Consider the following 21,031-nt stretch of genomic DNA (forward strand, 5'->3'; position numbering starts at 1 on the left):
AACATCTTGATCCTACGTCAATGCCTCTGTCGCCCTGCTCCTTACCTGCCTATCATCCCGTGTCATATTACCACGTTTTACCAATATTAAACTGGAACTGCTCTGACTTGTCGCCGTCGTATTTCTTGACCGGCTGCGCATAAGAGAACACCAACGGCCCCAGCGGCGACATCCACTGCAGGGCGATACCGCTGGAAATACGGATATTGCCCGGATCGCTGTAGTCGGGAATACCGGCGGCGCGGGTCGCGCTGGTATTTTGCCAGCCGGTGTCCCAAACGGTGCCGCCATCAACGAACAGCGAGGTGCGCACCGAGTTGGCATACTTCTCACTCAGGAACGGCGTCGGTACGATAAGTTCGGCGCTGGCGATGGCCATCGCGTTACCGCCCACGGCATCGCTGGATTTGTTCACCGGACAATCACTATAGCGGGTATTGCCGCTATTGCACTTATAATACGCCGCTTTCGGACCAATGGTATTGGAACGGAAACCGCGCACGGTGTTGGAGCCGCCGGCATAGAAGTTGTCGTAAAACGGCACATCCTTGCCGCCCAGACCGTCGGCGTAGCCGGCGCGCGCCCGGCCCATCAGCACCCAGTTGCCGCTTTCGCTAAGCGGGATGTAGTGGCTGGCGTCGAAGGTAATTTTGTAATATTCGTTATCGGAACCGGGCACCGTCACCTTACCGGTCAAGCTGGCGCGCGAACCGGCGGTGGGGAAATAGCCGCGGTCCAGATTGTTGTAGCGCCAGCCCATAGATAAGAAGAAATCATCGGCGCTGAAATCGGCGTCGCTGTCCGCCTTATTGGTGGTAACCACCTTAGGATTGATGCCGACGCTGTTCAGATAGCGCCACATTGTCACCTGCGGCTGCATATTGGTCAGATCGTCATGCACGTAATCCAGCCCGAAATTCAGCGAATGGTTTTCGCTAATGGGGAAGCCCAGCCTGGTGCCCACGCCGTAGCTGCGCAGATCATAATCAGACAGATCCGCGTCGTCGGCGCTGAAGTCGTTGTAGAAGATCTTACCGCCCAAGCTGACGCCATCCACCGAAAAATACGGATCGGTCATCGACAGCTCGGCATAGGTCTGGTAGTCGTTCTTGGTGCCGCTAAAGCCGACGGAGTTACCGGTCCCCAGCCAGTTATCCTGCTGGATACCGAACTGGAAGCTGACGCCGCCCTCGGTCCCGAAGCCGACGCCGACGTTGATGCTGCCGGTGTTGCGCTCTTTCACCTTGTAGACCACGTCTACCTGGTCCGGCGAACCGGGCACGCGCTGGGTTTCGGTATCCACGGTTTCAAAGTAGCCCAGACGATTGAGGCGCTCTTTACCCTGACCGACCAGATTGCTGCCGAGCCAGGCGCCTTCCATCTGGCGCATTTCGCGGCGCAGCACCGAGTCCTTGGTGATATCGTTGCCTTCAAAGCGTATGTGGCGCACGTAGAACCGGTTGCCCGCATCGACGCTGACGTGCAGCTTGACCGTTTTGTCCGCGTCGTTGATTTCCGGCTGCGTTGCCACGCGCGGATAGGCATAGCCGTAACGACCCAGCAATTGCTTGATGTCGTTCTCCATCTTGGTGACCTTGGCGCCGTTGTACAGTTCGCCCGGCTGCACCTTGGCCAACTGCTCGATTTCGGCGGAGTGGCCGGCCATGTTGCCGTTGACCACCGTGCCGGACAGCTTGTATTGCGCACCTTCGGTGATGTTCAGGGTGATGTAGCTGCCCTTTTTGTCCGGCGTCAGGCTAACCTGCGTAGAATCGATATTGAAGCGGGCATAACCGCGATCGAGATAAAAGCTGCGCAGAGTTTCGAGATCGCCGGCCAGCTTTTGTTTTTGGTATTTACGATCGCCCACCACGTTCCACCACGGCACTTCATCGCGCAGTTGGAAGCGTGAAATCAGCTCATCGGTGGTGAAAGCATGGTTGCCGACAATGTTGATTTGCTGAATCTTGGCCGAGACGCCTTCGGTAAACACCAGCTTCAGATCGACGCGGTTGCGCGGCAGCGGCGTGACCACCGCCTTCACCGTGGCGCTGTATTTACCGGCGCTGTAGCAGAAGTCCTCAAGGCCTTTTTCGATATTGGAAATGGTGGTGCGGTCAAGGGCCTCGCCGACCCGAACGCCCTGGGCATCCAGGTTTTGCTTGAGCATCTCCTCCTTCACCGCTTTGTTGCCGGAGAAGGTAATGCTGGCAATGGTCGGGCGCTCCTTGACCTGTACAACCAGTGAATCTCCGTCACGCAGCACCCGGACATCCTCAAAGTTTCCGGTAGCGAAGAGCGCGCGGATAGTATTGCCGATATCTTCATCGGTCGCCGTGTCGCCGACACGGATCGGCATACTGAGTAACGCCGCACCGACGGCGACCCGTTGCAGCCCTTCGAAATGAATGTCCTTCACTACGAACCCGTCTGCACCGTATACGGTGGCGCTGCTAAGAAGCAGCGACGCTATGAGCAATTTTTTCATCGCCATCGTGGTTATGCGTTCTTCCTAACATAATCTCAGGCTATCATAGCCTGGAGAAATCATTGAAAAGGGTCAGACCCATTAGCAGCACCAGCAAAATCGAGCCGATACGATAACTAAAGTCCTGCACTCGTTCGGACACCGGCCCTCCCTTGAGCTTTTCTATCGCCAGGAAGAGCAAATGGCCACCATCTAACACCGGTAACGGGAACAGATTGATAATCCCTAAATTGACGCTTATCAGCGCCAGAAACATCAGGTAATAAATCAAACCGTATTCCGCTGACATCCCTGCGCCCTGGGCGATGGAAATCGGCCCGCTCAGATTGTTCAGCTTAATATCCCCGGTTACCAATTTGCCTAACATACTGACCGTAAGCCGCATCAGCTGCCAGATTTTTTCGCCGGCCTGGGCCAGGGCCGGGAGCGGACCGTACTGCCGCACGGTTTTGTATTCCGCCGGCAGCGGGATTATCTTCGGCACGACGCCCGCGAAACCTTCCACTTCCCCTTTGCCCACCGGCTTGCTGTCGGGCCGCAGGGTGATATCCAGTGCGCTGCCCTGCCGTTCAATGCCGACTTGCAGCGGCCGGCCGGGATTATCACGTACCTGGGTCACAAACAGCTGCCATGCGGCGACCGGCTGACCATCGACTTTAACGATCCTGTCGCCGGCTTGCAAACCGGCTTTCATCGCGGCCGACCCCTGTTGGACTTCGGCAAGCACCGGCTCAATGCGCGGACCGAGGGGAATAATGCCCAGGGCAACGATGGCGTCTTGCTTGTTCGGCTCGAATTGCCAGCCGCGCAAATCCAGCGTTTTCCGCTCGCTCTGCGCGGCGCCGAACGGCGCGACGCCAAGGGTGGTTTCGCCGTCGCCAATCTTATCGATAAGCTGCAGGCGAACTGAATCCCAATCAGGCGTTTCGATACCGTCAACTGACTTAAGTTCCATACCGGGAGAAATTTCGGCCTGCGCCGCGATGGAATGGGGGGCAACATCGCCAATAACCGGCCGGTAGCTCGGCACACCTATCAGAAACACCAGCCAATAGGCGAAAATGGCGAACAGGAAGTTGAACACCGGCCCGGCGGCGATAATCGCGGCGCGCTGCCAGACGGTCTTATGGTTGAATGCTTCATGACGACGCTCGGGCGCGACGGTGTCTACCCGCTCGTCCAGCATTTTGACATAGCCGCCCAGGGGAATGGCGGCGATAACATACTCCGTGCCGCGTTTGTCACGCCGGCGCCACAGCGCACGCCCGAAGCCGATGGAAAAACGTTCCACCGTCACGCCGCAGCGGCGGGCCACCCAAAAATGGCCGAACTCATGCACCGTGATCAATACGCCCAGCGCGACGATGAACGCGGCAAGACTCCAGAAAAAGTGCAGCATAAGCGCTCCCAGTCTCGACTCAGATAGCGTTAAAGACCAGCAGCATCAGACAGGCGAACACCGGCACCGCGGCGGTCAAACTGTCTATGCGATCTAAAATGCCGCCATGGCCGGGGATTAAATGGCCGCTGTCCTTGATACCGGCCTCCCGTTTGAACATACTTTCGGTTAAATCACCCAGCACCGACGCCAGCGCCGCGACAACCGAGCAAATCAGCAGCGTAAGCGGTGCCGCGTCAAGGGGCGAATATTTGCCGAACAGCCAGGCTATCACCGCAGAAGTGACCAGACCGCCCACCAGCCCCTCCCAGGTTTTGCCGGGCGAGACCTTCGGCGCCAGCTTGTGACGACCGAGCGCGCGCCCGAACATGTAGGCGCCGGAATCTGAGCCCCAGACCAGCACCATGACATACAATAGCCACCAGGCACCGGTATGGTTAATATCATAATGGTGCTGACGCAGCGCAAGCATGCCCCAGAAAAAGGGCAAAATGGTCAGGATACCGAACGCCAGCCGCAGTAGCCGGGAGTCGCGCCAAAGCGTGGCGGAACGGGGATAGCACAATACCAGCAACAGCGCCGCTAGCCACCAGACCAGGGCGGCCCATAGGGCATATTGCGCCTGCCAGACGGTCACGAACGGCCGGTAGGCCGGTACGGTGAGCATCATCAGCGCCAGCAGCAGGCCACAGAGTATGGCAAGCCAGATGCGCTGGCGGCGGGAGGCCAGTCCCGCAAGCAGCCCCCATTCCCAGGCGCTCAGCATACACACCGCGAGGGTAACCAGGGCGAATCCAATCGGCGGCAACAAAAACAGTGCGGCGATAACAATGGGTATCAGGACAAAAGCAGTAATCAGGCGATACTTCAGCAAAAATCCCCCCTAGGATGCGTTGGCATCATTAGGTGTAGTTCCACCGAAACGCCGCTCGCGTTGAGCAAAAGCATTCAGCGCACCTTCAAAAACAGCGTCGTCAAAATCCGGCCATAACACGTCGGTAAAAAACAGCTCTGCATAGGCTATCTGCCACAGCAAGAAATTACTGATGCGATGTTCCCCTCCGGTGCGGATCACCAGATCCACCGGGGCCAGCTCGTTCATGCAGACTACCTGGCATAAGGCGTCCTCATCTATCTGATCGGGACGCAGGATGCCCTCTTGCACCCGGTCGGCAAGTTGCCGCACCCCCTGAATGATATCCCAACGTCCACCATAATTCGCGGCAATATTCAGGGTCAACCCGTCATTATTGCAGGTCAGCGCCTCGGAGCGGCGGATACGTTCCTGCAACCGCATACCGAAGCGCGAGGTGTCGCCGATAATGCACAGCCGGACGTTATGCTTGTGCAGGCTTTTCACTTCGCTGTCCAGCGCCCGCACGAACAGCTCCATTAGCGCGGAAACTTCCTGGCTGGGGCGATTCCAGTTTTCGCTGCTGAACGCATACAGCGTCAACGCGTCGAAATGATGGCTGACGGCAAAGCTTACCGCGCGGCGGACCGACTTGACGCCGGCTTGGTGACCGAAGATACGTAATTTCCCCCGGCTTTTCGCCCAGCGGCCGTTGCCATCCATAATAATAGCCACATGGCGTGGTGAGGAGGGAGGCAACGCTTTTGGCTTTTGCTGATTTTCGGACGACATCACGCTTACGTATTTCCTCACTAAGAATACCACCGTCTTACCGGAACGAAGGTCCCCGAACGCGCAAAAAAGCCGTGTGCGTACACGGCCTGTCACTGTTTTTACCCGGCTGGCCTTCATCGACGGGATGAGTGGCGCAGACTATATCATTTTACCGGTCAACGAACAAATCAGCCGTCGCGGCGCTAAGTCGCGTCACCGCCCCGTAAAACCTGACGCTTTGGCGCGCCATTTCCCGCGCCTGGCCGTCGATGAACAGCACCGCTTCCACGCTGTCCGGTTCGGGCTGGTTGGCCTGCTCCAGCACCCGCCGATTGACGGCGGCAATATCGGTAAAGCGGATATCGCCACGCAAAAACGCCGCTACCGCGATTTCATTAGCGGCATTAAGCGTAGTGGTCGCCGCTTGGCCGCACTGACTGGCGTCGACCGCCAGCTGCAGACAGGGATAACGGGCGGCGTCCGGCTGCTCGAAGCTCAGCGTGCCGAGGCGTAAAAAATCCAGCGGCGCGACCCCTGAGGGCACACGCTCGGGATAGGCCATGGCGTGCGCGATCGGCGTACGCATGTCCGGCGACCCCAATTGCGCCAGCACGCTGCCGTCGGTATAGCGTACCATGGAGTGGATGATGGACTGGGGATGCAGCAGCACTTCCATCTGCTCGGCCGCGGCATTGAACAACCAGCGCGCTTCGATATATTCCAATCCCTTGTTCATCATGGTGGCGGAATCCACCGATATTTTACGTCCCATCGACCAATTGGGGTGGGCGCAGGCCTGCTCCGGCGTCATCATGGCCAGCTCGGCTAGCGATGTCTGGCGAAAGGGGCCGCCGGAGCCGGTCAAGATAATGCGCGACACGCCATGTTCCATCAGGGAAGCGTAACCCAACCCGCGCTGAAGTGGTTCAGGTAAACTCTGAAAAATCGCGCTATGTTCGCTGTCTACCGGCAGCAACAGGGCGTGATGGCGGCGCGCCTCGTTCATGAACAGCCGGCCGCAGGTGACCAGCGACTCCTTATTGGCCAGCAATACCCGCTTGCCGGCGCGTAGCGCCGCCAGCATCGCTGACAGCCCGGCGGCGCCGACAATCGCGGCCATGACCGTATCCACCTCATCGAGCGCCGCCAGCTCACAGGCGGCCTGCGCGCCCGACAGCACCGCGGTGGCGGCACCCGCCGCGTCGAGGTTGGCCTTGAGCGCCCGCGCCGCGGCGGCATCCGCCATACAGGCGTAGTCGGGACGAAAGGCCAGACACTGCACGGTCATCAGGGCAACGTTGTTACCGGCCACCAGCGCGCGCACGGTGAATTGGTCGGGATTGTGCTTTACCACCGCCAGCGTACTGACGCCAATGGAGCCGGTACTGCCAAGAATCGTCAAATGCCGCATGAAGTTACTTTTTATACCGCGTTGGAATTATGAAGGAAACATCTAGTCTGAGACGATGGTGCCATTTTGTCTATGGCGGCTCAAACAAAAAAAACACCGCAGCGACAGCACCCCGCCAGGGAGGCGCCGCTGCGGCGTTTTACTTCGCCAGCGGATTAAATTTCCATTAATTCCGCTTCTTTTTCCGCTAAAGCGCTATCGAGCTTTTTGATCCAGGCATCGGTCAGCTTTTGGATCTCGTCTTGCGAACGGCGGTCTTCGTCTTCACCGATGGTTTTGTCTTTCAGCAGCGCCTTCACTTTATCGTTGGCATCGCGACGGACATTGCGCACCGACACCCTGCCCTGCTCCGCTTCGGCGCGCACCACTTTTATCAGATCGCGGCGGCGCTCTTCGGTCAGCGGCGGCAGCGGCACGCGAATAACCGTACCCGCGGAAGAGGGATTGAGCCCCAGATCGGAGGCCATAATGGCTTTTTCCACCGCCGGCGCCAGCGCGCGGTCAAAGACGGTGATAGCCAGAGTGCGGGAATCCTCGGCGACAATATTGGCCAGCTGGCGCAGCGGCGTCAGCGTGCCATAATATTCGATCTGAATACCGTCAAGCAGGCTCGGGGAAGCGCGGCCCGTGCGGACTTTGCTGATGTGGTTTTTGAACGCGTCGACGCATTTTTCCATGCGATTCTCGGCATCTTTACGGATTTCATTAATCACGTTGCGAACCCTTGAGACTTGGTTATCCGGGCGGACCGTGGCGGTGGGTAGCCAGGCCCCGTTATGCATTACTTGGTAATCAAGGTGCCTTCTTTATCACCCATTACCACCCGCCGCAGCGCGCCAGGCTTGTTCATATTGAACACGCAAATCGGCAGATTTTGATCCCGCGCCAGGGTAAAGGCGGCCAGATCCATGACTTTCAATTTTTGCTCTAGCACATCCTGATAGCTCAATTGATCGTAAAGTGTAGCATCCGGATGTTTTACCGGATCGGCGGAAAAGACGCCATCCACTTTCGTCGCTTTCAGCACGGCCTCGGCTTCAATTTCAATACCGCGCAGACAGGCAGCGGAATCGGTGGTAAAGAAGGGATTGCCGGTACCGGCGGCAAAAATGACCACGCGATTATTGCGCAGCAGGCTGATGGCTTCAGCCCAGCTGTAGTTGTCGCAGACGCCGTTCAGCGGAATCGCCGACATCAGACGGGCATTGACATAGGCGCGATGCAGGGCGTCGCGCATCGCCAGACCGTTCATGACGGTCGCCAGCATACCCATATGATCGCCCACCACGCGGTTCATGCCAGCCTTCGCCAGCCCCGCACCGCGGAACAAGTTGCCGCCGCCGATGACCACGCCCACCTGGATACCCAGCTCCACCAGTTCTTTTACTTCCTGGGCCATGCGATCCAGCACGCTGGCATCAATACCGAAACCTTCGGCGCCCCGCAGGGCTTCACCGCTCAATTTGAGCAGGATACGCTGGTAAATGGGTTTTGCGTTGGTTGCCATTTGATCTGTTCCTTGAGAGCGATTTCATAGGATGGAATTGACCTGGTGCCCCGCCCGGCTGATGAGTGCGGCACACGTCGTCTGACATTATTCCGGCTCATTAAAGCGGAACCGCCTGCAGGCGGTTCCGAACAACTTAATTAAAACTGCTTACCCATCGCGGCCACTTCGGCGGCGAAATCGACTTCGGCTTTCTCAATGCCTTCGCCCACTTCAAAACGGATGAAGTTGTTAACTTTGGCACCGTGTTCTCCCAACAGCTGGCCGACGGCCTTGCTCGGATCCATCACGAAGTGCTGGCCGGTCAGAGAAATCTCGCTGGTGAACTTGCGCATACGGCCTTCAACCATTTTCTCGGCGATTTCACGCGGTTTGCCGGACTGCATGGCGATGTCCAGCTGGATTTGATGCTCACGGGCCACGACGTCGGCCGGCACATCATCCGCGTTGACATATTCCGGTTTGCTGGCGGCGATATGCATCGCGACGTGCTTCACCAGTTCCTCGTCCACGCCGGCGGCGGAAACCATGACGCCGATGCGCGCGCCGTGCAGATAAGAGCTGAGCACGTCGCCTTCCAGAACGCCCAGGCGGCGGATATTGATGTTTTCACCAATTTTAGCCACCAGCGCGGTGCGCTTTTCTTCAAATTTGGCCTTCAGGGCCTCAACATCCGCGATGCGTTCGTTCAGCGCCGCGGTGATGACCTCGTCGCCAAAGGCTTTGAAGCCGCCGTCTTTGGCAACGAAATCGGTTTCACAGTTCAGCTCGATGATGACGCCGTATTTGCCGTCCTGCGCGATTTTGGTCAGGATGACGCCTTCAGCCGCGACGCGGCCCGCTTTCTTGGCGGCTTTCGCCTGGCCGGACTTACGCATGTTGTCGATAGCCAGTTCGATATCGCCTTGCGCTTCAACCAGGACTTTCTTGCATTCCATCATGCCTGCGCCGGTACGTTCACGCAGTTCTTTAACCAGGGCGGCGGTAATATCAGCCATTATCTGTTCCTCGTTATTCCGTGTTGGAGATAGGTAAAAAAGAGGGCCTGAAGACAGGCCCTCTAACCAACATATTTAAAACTTGGTTAATAAGGGCTCCTGAGAGCATGCCTTATTATTCAGCTTCCACAAAGCTTTCTTCAACCTGTTCCGCCAGATCCTGAGAACGGCCTTCGCGCACGGTAGTCGCAACGGCGATCAGGTACAGGTTGATTGCGCGGATGGCGTCGTCATTACCCGGGATAATGAAGTCTACGCCGTCCGGATCGGAGTTGGTGTCAACGATAGCGAAAACCGGAATGCCCAGATTGTTGGCTTCTTTGATAGCGATGTGCTCGTGCTCCGCATCGATAACAAACAGCGCGTCCGGCAGACCGCCCATATCTTTGATACCGCCCAGGCTGTTTTCCAGCTTGTCCAGTTCACGAGTGCGCATCAGCGCCTCTTTCTTGGTCAGCTTCTCGAAAGTGCCGTCCTGAGACTGGGTTTCCAGGTCTTTTAAACGCTTGATGGACTGACGAACCGTTTTCCAGTTGGTCAACATCCCACCTAACCAGCGATGGTTGACGAAGAATTGATCGCAGCTGTTGGCCGCTTCTTTTACCGCTTCGCTTGCGGCGCGCTTGGTGCCGACAAACAGGATTTTACCTTTGCGCGAGGCGATTTTGTTCAGCTCGGCCAAAGCCTCGTTGAACATCGGTACGGTTTGTTCCAGGTTGATGATGTGAACTTTGTTACGGGCGCCGAAGATGAAAGGCTTCATTTTCGGGTTCCAGTAACGGGTTTGGTGACCGAAATGGACACCGGCCTGGAGCATGTCACGCATGGAAACAGTTGCCATGTTAAACCTCTAAGTAAGTTTGGGGTTATGCCTCCACGTATCCCATACGGCCGACCCCGGCCTTGCGGTCAGAGCACCCCGGCGCATGTGCCGATACGTGTGTGTAATAACACAATTGAGTTTCGTTGCGACGAACGGCGCGCGGCTAAAAAACCTGGCGCCTATCGTCGGCGCGCTTTATACCATAAACCACGCCCGGACTCCACCAAATGTTTTCCTCGCGCGGCGGGAAAAATGATAATTTGGCAGTGCCGAGCCGTACTGATACCATTAATGCCACTCGCTAATTTATCATATATTATTTATTGTCGACCCTGGCGCCGACTGTGGATCTCTACATGGCCATTCCTATTAAAACATCAGACGATATCGCTAAAATGCGCGTTGCCGGCCGGCTGGCCGCCGAGGTGCTGGAAATGATTGAACCTTATATTAAACCCGGCGTAAGCACCGGCGAACTGGATCGTTTGTGCCACCAGCACATTACCGAAAAACAGCATGCCGTTTCCGCGTCGCTCGGCTACCACGGTTTTCCGAAATCGGTCTGCATTTCGGTGAATGAAGTGGTGTGCCACGGTATTCCGAGCGATGAGAAAAAGCTCAAAGATGGCGACATTCTGAATATTGACGTCACGGTCATTAAAGACGGGTTTCACGGCGATACCTCGAAGATGTTTATCGTCGGCAAACCGACCATTCTCGGCGAACGGCTGTGCCGGATAACGAAAGAGAGCCTTTATCTGGCTATCCGCATGGTCCGGCCGGGCATCCGCCTCCGCACCCTCGGCAAAGCGATTCAACAATTCGTCGAGGCAGAAAGCTTCTCGATGGTACGCGAGTATTGCGGCCACGGCATCGGCGAAGGCTTTCATGAAGAGCCGCAGGTACTACATTATGACGCCGACGACGGCGGCGTGGTGTTGCAGCCGGGCATGGCGTTCACCATTGAGCCCATGGTCAACGCCGGCGACTACCGCATCCGCACCATGAAAGACGGTTGGACGGTGAAAACTAAGGATCGCAGTCTGTCGGCGCAGTACGAGCATACGATCGTGGTGACCGATGACGGCTGCGAAATCATGACGCTGCGTACCGATGACTCGCTGCCGACAGTGATCCACCACCCGGCCTGATACCGCTTACAGCCCCCGGCCCCATGCCGGACGGCGGCAAGCGTTAATTCCGCGCCAGCCCCGGTAAGACCGCTTTCGCGCCGGGCTGCCGCACTATGCAGGGCAACCCGATGCCGGACCAGATCCTTCAATATACCAGCCCGCCGGCGCCGCGCCGGTCGCCGGTTAAACCGTCCTCTCCCCTCACCTGGCCGGATGACGCCCTCAACCGCCCTTTTTTAAAAGAGCGGCTGGACGAGTTCCACCGCTGGCTGGCCGACGCCTTCGATGCGGGCGAGACGGCGGAAACGCTGGTGGATGCCCGCACGCTGTATATCGATCAGTTATTACTGCAGTTGTGGTATTACCACGGGTTTGCCCATGCGCCTCGCACCGCGCTGGTGGCGGTGGGGGGATACGGCCGCGGCGAACTGCATCCGCTGTCCGATATCGATGTGCTGGTTTTGAGCCAGGCGCCGCTGACGCCGCCGTTGCAACAGCATATTAGCGAACTGCTGACGCTGTTGTGGGATTTGAAGCTGGAGGTTGGCCACAGCGTACGCAGTATTGCCGAGTGCCTGGAAGAGGGCCACGCCGATCTCACCGTTGCGACCAACCTGATTGAATCGCGCTTGATCTGCGGCGATTTGGCGCTGTTTCTTACCCTGCAAAAGCAGTTATTCAGCGATGACTTTTGGCCTTCTCGGGCGTTTTTCCCCGCTAAATTGGCGGAACAGCAGGAACGTCATTTGCGCTATCACGGCACCAGCTACAATCTGGAGCCGGACATTAAAAGCAGTCCCGGCGGTCTGCGGGATATCCATACGCTGCTCTGGGTCGCGCACCGCCATTTCGGCGCCACCTCGATGGATGAAATGGTGGGCTTCGGCTTCATTACCCGCGCCGAGCGGGATGAACTCAACGAGTGCCAAAGCTTCCTCTGGCGCATCCGTTTCGCCCTGCACCTGGTGCTGAACCGCTACGATAACCGCCTGCTGTTCGACCGCCAGCAGAGCGTAGCGCAACTGTTGCGCTACCAGGGAGAAGGCAACCTGCCGGTTGAGCGGATGATGAAAGATTTCTTTCGCGTCACCCGCCGCGTCAGCGAGCTGAATCAAATGCTGCTGCAGCTGTTTGATGAAGCTATCCTGGCGCTGGCGCCCGATGAAAAGCCGCAGCCGCTGGACGACGAGTTTCAGCTGTGCGGCAATCTCATTGATTTACGCGACGAGACGTTGTTCAGCCGACAGCCGCAGGCCATTTTGCGCCTGTTCTGGCAGATGGTGCGTAATCAACATATCGAAGGGATCTATTCGGCCACCCTGCGCCAGCTGCGCTATGCCCGACGTCATCTGAAGGCGCAGCTATGCACGATCCCGGAGGCGCGCGCGCCGTTCATGCAGATTTTGCATCAACCGGGTGCGGTGAAACACGCTCTGCTGCCGATGCATCGACACAGCGTGCTGTGGGCCTATATGCCGCAATGGAGCAATATCGTCGGTCAGATGCAATTTGACCTGTTCCATGCCTACACCGTCGATGAACATACCATTCGGGTATTGCTGAAGCTGGAAGGTTTCGCCGACGACAGCCAGCGGCCGTACCATCCGCTGTGCGTGGAGCTGTTTCCGCGCCTGGGCCAGCGGCACTTATTGTTGGTGGCGGCGCTATTTCACGACATCGCCAAAGGGCGCGGCGGCGATCATTCCCAGCTCGGCGCCCGCGACGTGCTGGAATTCGCGGCGCTGCACGATTTGCCCGCCGAGGATGCTCAACTGGTGGCCTGGCTGGTGGAAAGCCATCTCGTCATGTCGGTCACCGCCCAGCGGCGGGATATTCAGGACCCGGACGTGCTGGTGCAGTTCGCCGGCGAAATGCAAAGCGAGAGCCGCCTGCACTATTTGCTGTGCCTGACGGTGGCGGATATTTGCGCCACCAACGAAACGCTGTGGAACAGTTGGAAACAAAGCCTGCTGCGCGAGCTGTTTTTCGCCACCGAAAAGCAGTTGCGTCGCGGTATGCATGTCACGCCGGATGTTCGGGCGCGGGTGCGTCACAACCGTCGCCAGGCGCTGGCGCTACTGCGCATGGAAGGGATCGACGAACACCGCCTGCAAGAAATTTGGAGCCGGTGCCGCGCCGACTATTTCCTGCGCCATACCCCCAATCAGCTGGCCTGGCATGCGCGCCATATGGTGCTGCACGGCCGCGACGAACCGCTGGTGCTGATTAGCCCACAGGCCACCCGCGGCGGCACCGAGATTTTCATTCGTAATCAGGACCGTCCCTATTTGTTCGCCGCGGTGACGGGCGAGCTGGATCGCCGTAATCTGAGCGTGCACGACGCGCAGATTTTCACCAACCGGGACGGCATGGCGATGGATACCTTCGTGGTGCTCGACCAGCCGGGACTACTGGCTCGCGTCAGCGAGGTCTTTGTCGATTTGGGCATTTCGCTGCACGGCGCACGTATCTCAACCATCGGCGAGCGGGTGGAGGATTTATTCATTCTGGCGGGCGGCGACCGCCGCGCCCTCAGCCCGGCAATGCAGGCGGAATTGCGGCAGCGCTTGACAGAGGCGCTCAATCCAAACGATAAAATGTGATACAAGTAACGTTATGAATTCCCATTAAGCCGACAGACAGGACACGACAGGATGCAGTCATTACAGCAGATTATTGAAACCGCCTTTGAACAACGCGCCGCCATCACGCCGGCTAACGTCGATGGCGCCACCCGCGACGCGATTAATCAAGTTATCGCTTCCCTCGACAGCGGCGCGCTGCGCGTAGCGGAAAAAATCAATGGCGAATGGGTGACCCATCAATGGCTGAAAAAAGCGGTACTGCTCTCGTTTCGCATCGCCGACAATCAGCTGATCGAGGGCGGCGAAACGCGCTTTTTCGATAAAGTGCCGATGAAGTTCGCCGGCTGGGACAGCGAGCGCTTCCAGCGCGAAGGGTTCCGCGTGGTGCCGCCGGCCAGCGTGCGCCAGGGCGCCTATATCGCCCGCAATACGGTGCTGATGCCCTCTTATGTCAATATCGGCGCCTATGTGGATGAAGGCACCATGGTAGACACATGGGCCACCGTCGGCTCCTGCGCGCAGATCGGCAAGAACGTCCATCTGTCCGGCGGCGTCGGTATCGGCGGCGTGCTGGAGCCGCTGCAGGCCAATCCGACCATTATCGAGGACAACTGTTTTATCGGCGCTCGTTCCGAAGTCGTCGAAGGGGTGATCGTCGAGGAGGGCTCGGTCATTTCCATGGGCGTGTTTATCGGCCAGAGCACCAAAATCTTCGATCGTGAAACCGGCGAAGTGCATTACGGCCGCGTACCGGCAGGGTCGGTGGTGGTGTCCGGCAATTTACCCTCCAAAGACGGACGCTATAGCCTCTATTGCGCGGTGATTGTGAAAAAAGTCGACGCCAAAACCCGCGGCAAGGTGGGTATCAATGAGTTATTACGCACCATAGACTAATATTATCCACGGCGGCAGCGTTCGCGCCCGGTCAGTACGGCGACAAATCCGGCCGTAAGTCACAGCTTATGACGCCGCCAGGCGTCATAATTTTACCTATACCGAACATCACCAGGGGACGACCATGTACGATAATCTGAAAAGCCTTGGCGTTAATCATCCGGACGATATCGATCGCTACAGCCTGCGCCAGGAGGCCAATAACGATATTCTCAAGATTTATTTTCGCCGTGATAAAGGCGAGTTTTTCGCCAAAAGCGTTAAATTCAAATACCCCCGTCAACGTAAGACCGTGGTGTCGGATAATGCGGCGGAAGGTTATCGGGAAATCAACGAAATCAGCCCCAATCTGCGCTATGTGATCGATGAGCTGGATCAAATCTGCCTGCGCGATCAGACCGAGGTGGATTTAAAGCACAAAATTTTGGATGACTTACGCCACCTGGAAAGCGTGGTGGCCAATAAAATCGCCGAGATCGAAGCGGATCTGGAAAAATTGACCCGGCAGAAATAACCCCGCGACCGCGCAAAGACCGAAGACGGCCACGAGCACGGCGGCAATCGACCCGCCCGGCGAAGACGCGGCGACGGCTAACCCACCCGGCTAACGCCTGCGGCAGGACGGACACCCCGCCGGTTAGCGCGCGGCGGCAAGCCTAGTAGGCCGCGCGCTGCGCCTAGACTATAATAGAGCGCCCCACTGCGCCGCCCAGGGGCAGGCCAGCGTTTCCGGCTCGGGATGCTCCACGGCATCGATTTCCAGCAGATCACCGACCCGCGTAGCCCCCTGCTCCTGCAATAGCGCGTCGAAAGCGTGCCCCGCGCCGCAAAAGGTATCATAACTGCTGTCGCCCAGCGTGATAACGCCATAGCGTAGCGCCGGCTGATGCCCTAGTTTATCTTTCACCTGCTGGAACAGCGGCACGATATTATCCGGTAGCCCCCCTTGTCCGGTGGTGGAGGTGATGATGAGGATTACCCGTTCAGCATACGCCTGCCATTGCTCTAAGCCACCGTCCTCGAACAGGGTTACCTGATGCCCCTGCTCTGTTAGCACCGACTCCACCTCTTCAGCGGTTAACAGGGCATTACCGTATACCGTACCGACAAAAATACCTATTTGCGCCATGGCGCTCGACTCCCCTAGCCTACTACGCTTGATGAAAGGCCTTATCCTGACCCGAAGGCCCGGCAAACTCAACCCTTTCATATGCAGGGAGAAGGCCGTGCCAGCCGAATTGGCGCGTCAATTGTTGCCAACTGTTGTCCCAACGGGCGTCAATGACCAGCGGTACGCCGGTGACCGGATGCGACAGCGCCAATCGGCAAGCGTGCAGCATCAGACGGCGACAGTCGAAGGCGGCGGCAAAGCCGCGGTTGTGGCGCAGATCGCCATGGGTGGTATCGCCGATAATCGGATGGCGCAAATGCGCCATATGGCGGCGCAGCTGATGTTTGCGGCCGGTAAGGGGAGAGAGGGCCATCAGGCTGTAGCAGCTACTGGGATAACGGCCAACGGCAACCGGCATCTCCACCCGCGCCAATGCGTGATAATGGCTCTGCGCCGGCTGCGGCGCTTTCTCGGGATGGGCGAATTTGTCAGCGATTTTATTCAGTTCCGGCATCAACGCATAGTCGATAAGCCCTTCGCCTTCCAGATAGCCGCGCGTGACCGCCCGATTGTGCTTTTTCACTTGATGGCGCTCGAATTGCTGTGCCAGCCTGTGGGCCACGTCGCTTGACAACGCCAGCAACAGGACGCCGGAGGTCGGGCGATCCAATCGGTGCACCGTGAACACGTGTTGCCCCAGCATGTCGCGCACCGTTAGCATGACCACCACTTTTTCCTTGCGATCCAGCCAACTGCGGTGCACCAGCCAGCCTGCCGGTTTATTGACCACCACCAGGTATTGATCCTGGTAACATAGTTCAATCATGCGCTTCACCGCCAAGCAGGCTATCCAACTGGCGTAATTGCTGCAATAACGCCTGCGCTTCGGGCAGCGCCTCTTCAAAATAGGGCGTCAAGGCGAAGCGTTGCGGTAATGGCGCGTCACGATCCAGGAGCGCATGCATACGCGGCAGCAAGATCCACTGCAACCACTGCTGCGCTTCCATAGTGTCAATGCAAAACGGCTCTACGCTGTCGAAGGCCGCGCGCGCCGGCGGCTGCGGCTGCCAAATCTCGGCGTCGCGCATGGCCTGCTCGATATCGAACAGCCGCTGACGAACCTGTTGATGTAACGTCATCTGATCCTCCCGCGCCGCGCGACCCGTCAGCGCCGTCCATGCAAAACCGCAAAGAATATCATCAGAGCGGGGCCAGTGCTAATTATGGGCATAAAACGGACAATTGAGGCACTAACGGCTGCGTTGCACAAACGATTTTATTCTCAAGAGTGATAATTTCTGTGCGATAGAAAACGGGCACCCTCGTCCCGCAACGGCAAACCTCCTTCGCGCCGGGATAACGGTACGGCAACGGTTAATATCGGTCCTTTTTTCACGCCAGAGCGGGTCTGCGTCAAAGAAAAGGGGGTACTGTTTACACAGTACCCCCGGTTCGTTTTATAGCAATCCCGCTACATCTATGCTCCCTGCCTACCTCCATGACGCTTGTTATACAAGATAACATTGCAACAAACCGTGTCGGCAGTACCCGTCCTTGCGCAACGCCTACGTTATCAAACGTATGTCCTTAAGCACTCCATGCCTCGCCGGTGTTCCATTACCGGCTCACATTCTCCATCCTGGAGGTGTCCTGAGTATCATCCTAAAACTTGCGGGCTTCTTCCTGAAGCCGGTCCCACGCTCACCCTCCTCGCACTATCCTTACGGCGCAACCCTGGTCAGTGGGCGGTCCCTGCTTTACTGAGTTTGATTGTTAAGATCGCTTAATCTTTCGTTCTAAACAAGAGTAGTGATATGTATTTATAAAGCGACAGATTAAACGAAATGTTAACGAGTCGTTATATTGAGTTGATCTTGCTAGAATAATTAAATTGTTAGCTAAATTTAATCTTTTAAAACACGGTTATTTCCTGCAGTTTTTGCAAGATATCTCTTACAAGAATTTGCATAAAAAGGTGTGGAATTTACCCCGGCAGCCGCGGCGCCAGGCGGGTGAGGAAGTCGGCCAGATCGGCCGCTAGCACCTAGCGTCGTTTGCCGCCCACCTGCTCATGCAGTACTTGCTCGCTCAGGTTGCATAATGAAATTATAGTCAGTTCGGACGCGGTCGTGCCAATAAATAGCGTCGACGTCTGGCGCAGCCGCTGCTGCATCAGCAGGTGCCCTATCAGGTTTTCCTGCACGCGCACGAAATCGGACTCGCTCCAAACCTGCACCAGTTCGAGAGGTTCTCCCTCAAAGGCGGCCGGCATATCACCGGCGTACTGGCTGCAATAATAGGCCTGCGCCGCCGGCTGTAGCCGCAGGGCAAGCGCCCGCTCGACGCCCGCCAGCGTCTGATCCGGCGCCGCCGGGCGGGGCTGCCAGTAAACCGCGTCGCCATCGCCCCCGGCGACGCAGGGCGACGGTATATCGGATACCCCGTGGCTGACGGGTAAACCGCCGGTCGTTTGTCGCCAGTACTCTACATAGCGCGCGGTAAAATCCGCCAGCGCAGCGGCCGGGTCCCTATTCTCTCTCATTTTACGGCTCCGTGCGGTACACTACGCCTAGTGTATCAGTAAGGCCCCAAGGTAAACACCATGACGCATTATGACCAACATCGCGCTTTGCAATCGCTGACGCTGGGGAAACCCACCCCGTACCGCGAGCGTTACGATCCCTCACTGCTCCAGGCGGTACCGCGTGCCCTCAACCGCGATCCGCTGGAGCTGCAGGCGGCGGCGCTCCCCTTTCATGGCGCCGATATCTGGACCCTGTACGAGCTCTCCTGGCTCAACGATGCGGGCTTGCCGCAGGTGGCGATTGGCGAAGTCGCCCTTAGCGCCAACAGCGTCAATCTTATCGAATCCAAAAGTTTTAAACTGTATCTGAACAGTTTCAACCAGACCCGCTTTCCCTCACGCGAAGCGGTGCGCGACCGTCTCGCCGAGGATCTCTCCCGCGGCGCCGACGGCGAGGTGGCGGTCACGCTGCGCGCGCTCGACGAGTTTACCGGCAGCTCGGTGCTGGGTTTTGACGGCGAATGCATCGACGATCAACCTATCCGCATCGACGACTATACCTTTAGCAACCGTTGGCTTGAGGGCGCCGCCGGCGAACCCTTGGTGAGCGAAACGCTGGTTAGCCATCTGCTGAAGTCCAATTGTCTTATCACCCATCAGCCGGACTGGGGATCGGTGCAAATCCGCTACCGGGGGGCGCGAATCGACCGCGAGGCGCTGCTGCGCTATCTCGTGTCTTTCCGTCAGCATAACGAGTTCCATGAGCAGTGCGTGGAGCGCATCTTCTGCGATCTGATGCAATTTTGCCGCCCGGATACCCTATCGGTGTATGCGCGCTATACCCGCCGAGGTGGATTGGATATCAATCCCTGACGTAGTAATACGCACTTTTCGCCGGCAACCGGGCGGCTTGCACGGCAATAATGCATTGCGGCGCGCAAAATTGCCCCGCTCCCGGCGGCGAGGGTGGTAAAACTGCCCTACCGGCCTTACTTTTAGCGAGAACGGGTCTGACGGGCCTTTGGGTCATTGTGCCAGCGGTTACGCGCCGCCGTTCCCCAGCGCCAGGCCAGAATAGGATTCTCATTTTGTTGTATGTACCGGCATGACAAGGAGCTATTTTGATTACGCATATCAGCCCGCTGGGCTCCATGGATTTATTGTCACAACTCGAAGTGGACATGCTCAAACGTACCGCCAGCAGCGATCTCTACCGGCTGTTTCGCAACTGTTCGCTGGCGGTGCTCAATTCCGGGATCCAGACCGACAGCAGTAAAGAGCTGCTTGAGCGCTTTCAGGATTTTGATATTAACGTGCTGCGCCGCGAGCGCGGCGTGAAGTTGGAACTGGTGAACCCGCCGGAAGAAGCATTTGTCGATGGCCGCATCATTCGCTCGCTGCAGGCCAACCTGTTTGCCGTATTGCGGGATATCCTGTTCGTTAACGGCCAAATCGCCAGCGCCGGGCGGCATCAACATCTCAATCTGGCCAACGCCTCCCATATCACCAATCTGGTATTTTCCATCCTGCGCAACGCCCGCGCGCTGCACGTGGGCGAGGCGCCAAATATGATTGTCTGCTGGGGCGGGCATTCCATCAACGAAAACGAATATCGCTATGCCCGCGCCGTCGGCAATCAGCTTGGCCTGCGCGAGCTCAACATTTGCACCGGCTGCGGGCCGGGCGCGATGGAAGCCCCCATGAAGGGCGCCGCGGTGGGCCATGCCCAGCAGCACTATAAAGAGGGGCGGTTTATCGGGATGACCGAACCCTCCATTATCGCCGCCGAACCGCCCAACGGCCTGGTGAATGAGCTGGTGATCATGCCGGATATTGAAAAACGCCTCGAAGCTTTCGTGCGCCTTGGCCACGGTATCATCATTTTCCCCGGCGGCGTCGGCACCGCGAAAGAGTTCCTGCATCTGCTGGGCATCATGATGGATCCGGAAAACGCCGATCAGATGCTGCCGCTGGTGCTTACCGGACCGGAGGAGAGCGCCGACTATTTCCGCGTGCTGGATGAATTTATCGTTAGCACGCTCGGCCCCCAGGCCCGCCGCTATTATTCCATAATCATCGATGATACCGCTGAAGTGGCCCGCCGGATGAAAAAGGCGATGCCGGAGGTCCAAGAAAATCGCCGCCGCAGCGGCGATGCTTACGGCTTCAACTGGTCGTTGCGCATCGCCCATGATTTGCAGCATCCCTTCGAGCCCAGCCATGAAAATATGGCCAACCTCAATCTGCACCGCGAACAGCCGGCCGAACGCCTGGCGGCCGCGCTGCGCCGTGCCTTCTCCGGCATCGTCGCCGGCAACGTAAAGGAGTATGGCATTCACGCTATCGAGCAGTACGGGCCTTACCAACTGCATGGCGATGCGGAAATCATGCGGCATATGGATACGCTACTGCAGGGTTTCGTTGCCCAGCACCGGATGAAGCTGCCCGGCAGCGCCTACCTCCCCTGCTATGAAATCCGTATTTAACGCTTACCGGCGCCGTCGGGAAGCCGGCGCCAGCGCTTTCACCGC

General features: G+C 57.7%; 19 protein-coding genes. 6 read left to right on the top strand and 13 right to left on the bottom strand.

Annotated elements, in window-relative coordinates:
• Window positions 1–67 precede the first annotated feature (67 nt).
• The 9 genes from bamA to rpsB all read right to left on the bottom strand — a co-directional run bounded on the left by bamA (window position 68) and on the right by rpsB (window position 10,271).
• Entirely contained in the window at window positions 68–2,494 is a 2,427-nt protein-coding gene (gene bamA / locus SOPEG_RS18290) for an outer membrane protein assembly factor BamA (protein WP_025246432.1), read from the bottom strand.
• A gap of 37 nt (window positions 2,495–2,531) precedes the next feature.
• On the bottom strand, window positions 2,532–3,887 hold the full coding sequence (rseP, locus tag SOPEG_RS18295) for a sigma E protease regulator RseP (protein WP_025246433.1): 1,356 nt from the start codon (window positions 3,885–3,887) through the stop codon (window positions 2,532–2,534).
• Window positions 3,888–3,906: 19 nt separating this feature from the next.
• Window positions 3,907–4,761, bottom strand: a complete 855-nt coding sequence (gene cdsA, locus SOPEG_RS18300) for a phosphatidate cytidylyltransferase (protein ID WP_025246434.1) — start codon at window positions 4,759–4,761, stop codon at window positions 3,907–3,909.
• Between the two features lie 9 nt (window positions 4,762–4,770).
• Entirely contained in the window at window positions 4,771–5,532 is a 762-nt protein-coding gene (gene ispU / locus SOPEG_RS18305; RefSeq protein WP_025246435.1) for a (2E,6E)-farnesyl-diphosphate-specific ditrans,polycis-undecaprenyl-diphosphate synthase, read from the bottom strand.
• Window positions 5,533–5,683: 151 nt separating this feature from the next.
• Window positions 5,684–6,925 carry a 1-deoxy-D-xylulose-5-phosphate reductoisomerase gene (ispC, locus tag SOPEG_RS18310; protein ID WP_025246436.1) on the bottom strand — a complete coding sequence of 414 codons (1,242 nt, stop codon included), beginning with the start codon at window positions 6,923–6,925 and terminating at the stop codon, window positions 5,684–5,686.
• Between the two features lie 155 nt (window positions 6,926–7,080).
• Window positions 7,081–7,638 carry a ribosome recycling factor gene (frr, locus tag SOPEG_RS18315; protein ID WP_025246437.1) on the bottom strand — a complete coding sequence of 186 codons (558 nt, stop codon included), beginning with the start codon at window positions 7,636–7,638 and terminating at the stop codon, window positions 7,081–7,083.
• Between the two features lie 68 nt (window positions 7,639–7,706).
• The gene (gene pyrH, locus SOPEG_RS18320; RefSeq protein ID WP_025246438.1) at window positions 7,707–8,432 is read right to left on the bottom strand and encodes a UMP kinase; all 726 of its coding nucleotides are present in this window, start codon (window positions 8,430–8,432) and stop codon (window positions 7,707–7,709) included.
• Window positions 8,433–8,572: 140 nt separating this feature from the next.
• On the bottom strand, window positions 8,573–9,430 hold the full coding sequence (tsf, locus tag SOPEG_RS18325; RefSeq protein ID WP_025246439.1) for a translation elongation factor Ts: 858 nt from the start codon (window positions 9,428–9,430) through the stop codon (window positions 8,573–8,575).
• Between the two features lie 115 nt (window positions 9,431–9,545).
• The gene (gene rpsB, locus SOPEG_RS18330; RefSeq protein ID WP_038469044.1) at window positions 9,546–10,271 is read right to left on the bottom strand and encodes a 30S ribosomal protein S2; all 726 of its coding nucleotides are present in this window, start codon (window positions 10,269–10,271) and stop codon (window positions 9,546–9,548) included.
• 338 nt (window positions 10,272–10,609) lie between these two features.
• Between rpsB and map the strand changes: the two genes are divergently transcribed.
• The 4 genes from map (at window position 10,610) to SOPEG_RS18350 (ending at window position 15,379) form a co-directional block, all read left to right on the top strand.
• Window positions 10,610–11,404 carry a type I methionyl aminopeptidase gene (gene map, locus SOPEG_RS18335; RefSeq protein ID WP_025246441.1) on the top strand — a complete coding sequence of 265 codons (795 nt, stop codon included), beginning with the start codon at window positions 10,610–10,612 and terminating at the stop codon, window positions 11,402–11,404.
• Window positions 11,405–11,514: 110 nt separating this feature from the next.
• Window positions 11,515–13,989: a bifunctional uridylyltransferase/uridylyl-removing protein GlnD gene (glnD, locus tag SOPEG_RS18340; RefSeq protein ID WP_025246442.1), complete on the top strand. Its 2,475-nt coding sequence runs from the start codon at window positions 11,515–11,517 to the stop codon at window positions 13,987–13,989.
• A 51-nt stretch (window positions 13,990–14,040) separates the two neighbouring features.
• A complete protein-coding gene (gene dapD / locus SOPEG_RS18345; RefSeq protein WP_025246443.1) occupies window positions 14,041–14,865 on the top strand; it encodes a 2,3,4,5-tetrahydropyridine-2,6-dicarboxylate N-succinyltransferase in 825 nt (274 codons plus the stop codon).
• A 124-nt stretch (window positions 14,866–14,989) separates the two neighbouring features.
• Window positions 14,990–15,379 carry a DUF3461 family protein gene (locus SOPEG_RS18350; protein WP_025246444.1) on the top strand — a complete coding sequence of 130 codons (390 nt, stop codon included), beginning with the start codon at window positions 14,990–14,992 and terminating at the stop codon, window positions 15,377–15,379.
• Between the two features lie 168 nt (window positions 15,380–15,547).
• Here SOPEG_RS18350 and SOPEG_RS18355 read toward each other — a convergent pair whose 3' ends face one another.
• The 4 genes from SOPEG_RS18355 to syd form a co-directional block, all read right to left on the bottom strand.
• Window positions 15,548–15,994, bottom strand: coding sequence for a flavodoxin (locus tag SOPEG_RS18355; RefSeq protein ID WP_025246445.1), 447 nt, complete (start codon window positions 15,992–15,994; stop codon window positions 15,548–15,550).
• Between the two features lie 22 nt (window positions 15,995–16,016).
• The gene (gene truC / locus SOPEG_RS18360; RefSeq protein ID WP_025246446.1) at window positions 16,017–16,802 is read right to left on the bottom strand and encodes a tRNA pseudouridine(65) synthase TruC; all 786 of its coding nucleotides are present in this window, start codon (window positions 16,800–16,802) and stop codon (window positions 16,017–16,019) included.
• Entirely contained in the window at window positions 16,795–17,115 is a 321-nt protein-coding gene (locus SOPEG_RS18365) for a YqcC family protein (RefSeq protein WP_025246447.1), read from the bottom strand. Before SOPEG_RS18365 ends, truC begins: the two co-directional genes overlap by 8 nt.
• 905 nt (window positions 17,116–18,020) lie before the next feature.
• Window positions 18,021–18,518: a SecY-interacting protein gene (gene syd / locus SOPEG_RS18370; protein ID WP_051419912.1), complete on the bottom strand. Its 498-nt coding sequence runs from the start codon at window positions 18,516–18,518 to the stop codon at window positions 18,021–18,023.
• Between the two features lie 60 nt (window positions 18,519–18,578).
• Between syd and queF the strand changes: the two genes are divergently transcribed.
• Both queF and ppnN read left to right on the top strand, forming a co-directional pair.
• Window positions 18,579–19,373 (top strand): NADPH-dependent 7-cyano-7-deazaguanine reductase QueF, encoded by a 795-nt coding sequence (queF, locus tag SOPEG_RS18375; protein WP_051419913.1) that lies wholly within the window; start codon window positions 18,579–18,581, stop codon window positions 19,371–19,373.
• 248 nt (window positions 19,374–19,621) lie between these two features.
• A complete protein-coding gene (gene ppnN / locus SOPEG_RS18380) occupies window positions 19,622–20,986 on the top strand; it encodes a nucleotide 5'-monophosphate nucleosidase PpnN (RefSeq protein WP_025246448.1) in 1,365 nt (454 codons plus the stop codon).
• Window positions 20,987–21,031 lie beyond the last annotated feature (45 nt).

This window comes from Candidatus Sodalis pierantonius str. SOPE, from assembly GCF_000517405.1.
GTDB classification, from domain to species: Bacteria; Pseudomonadota; Gammaproteobacteria; order Enterobacterales; family Enterobacteriaceae; genus Sodalis_C; species Sodalis_C pierantonii.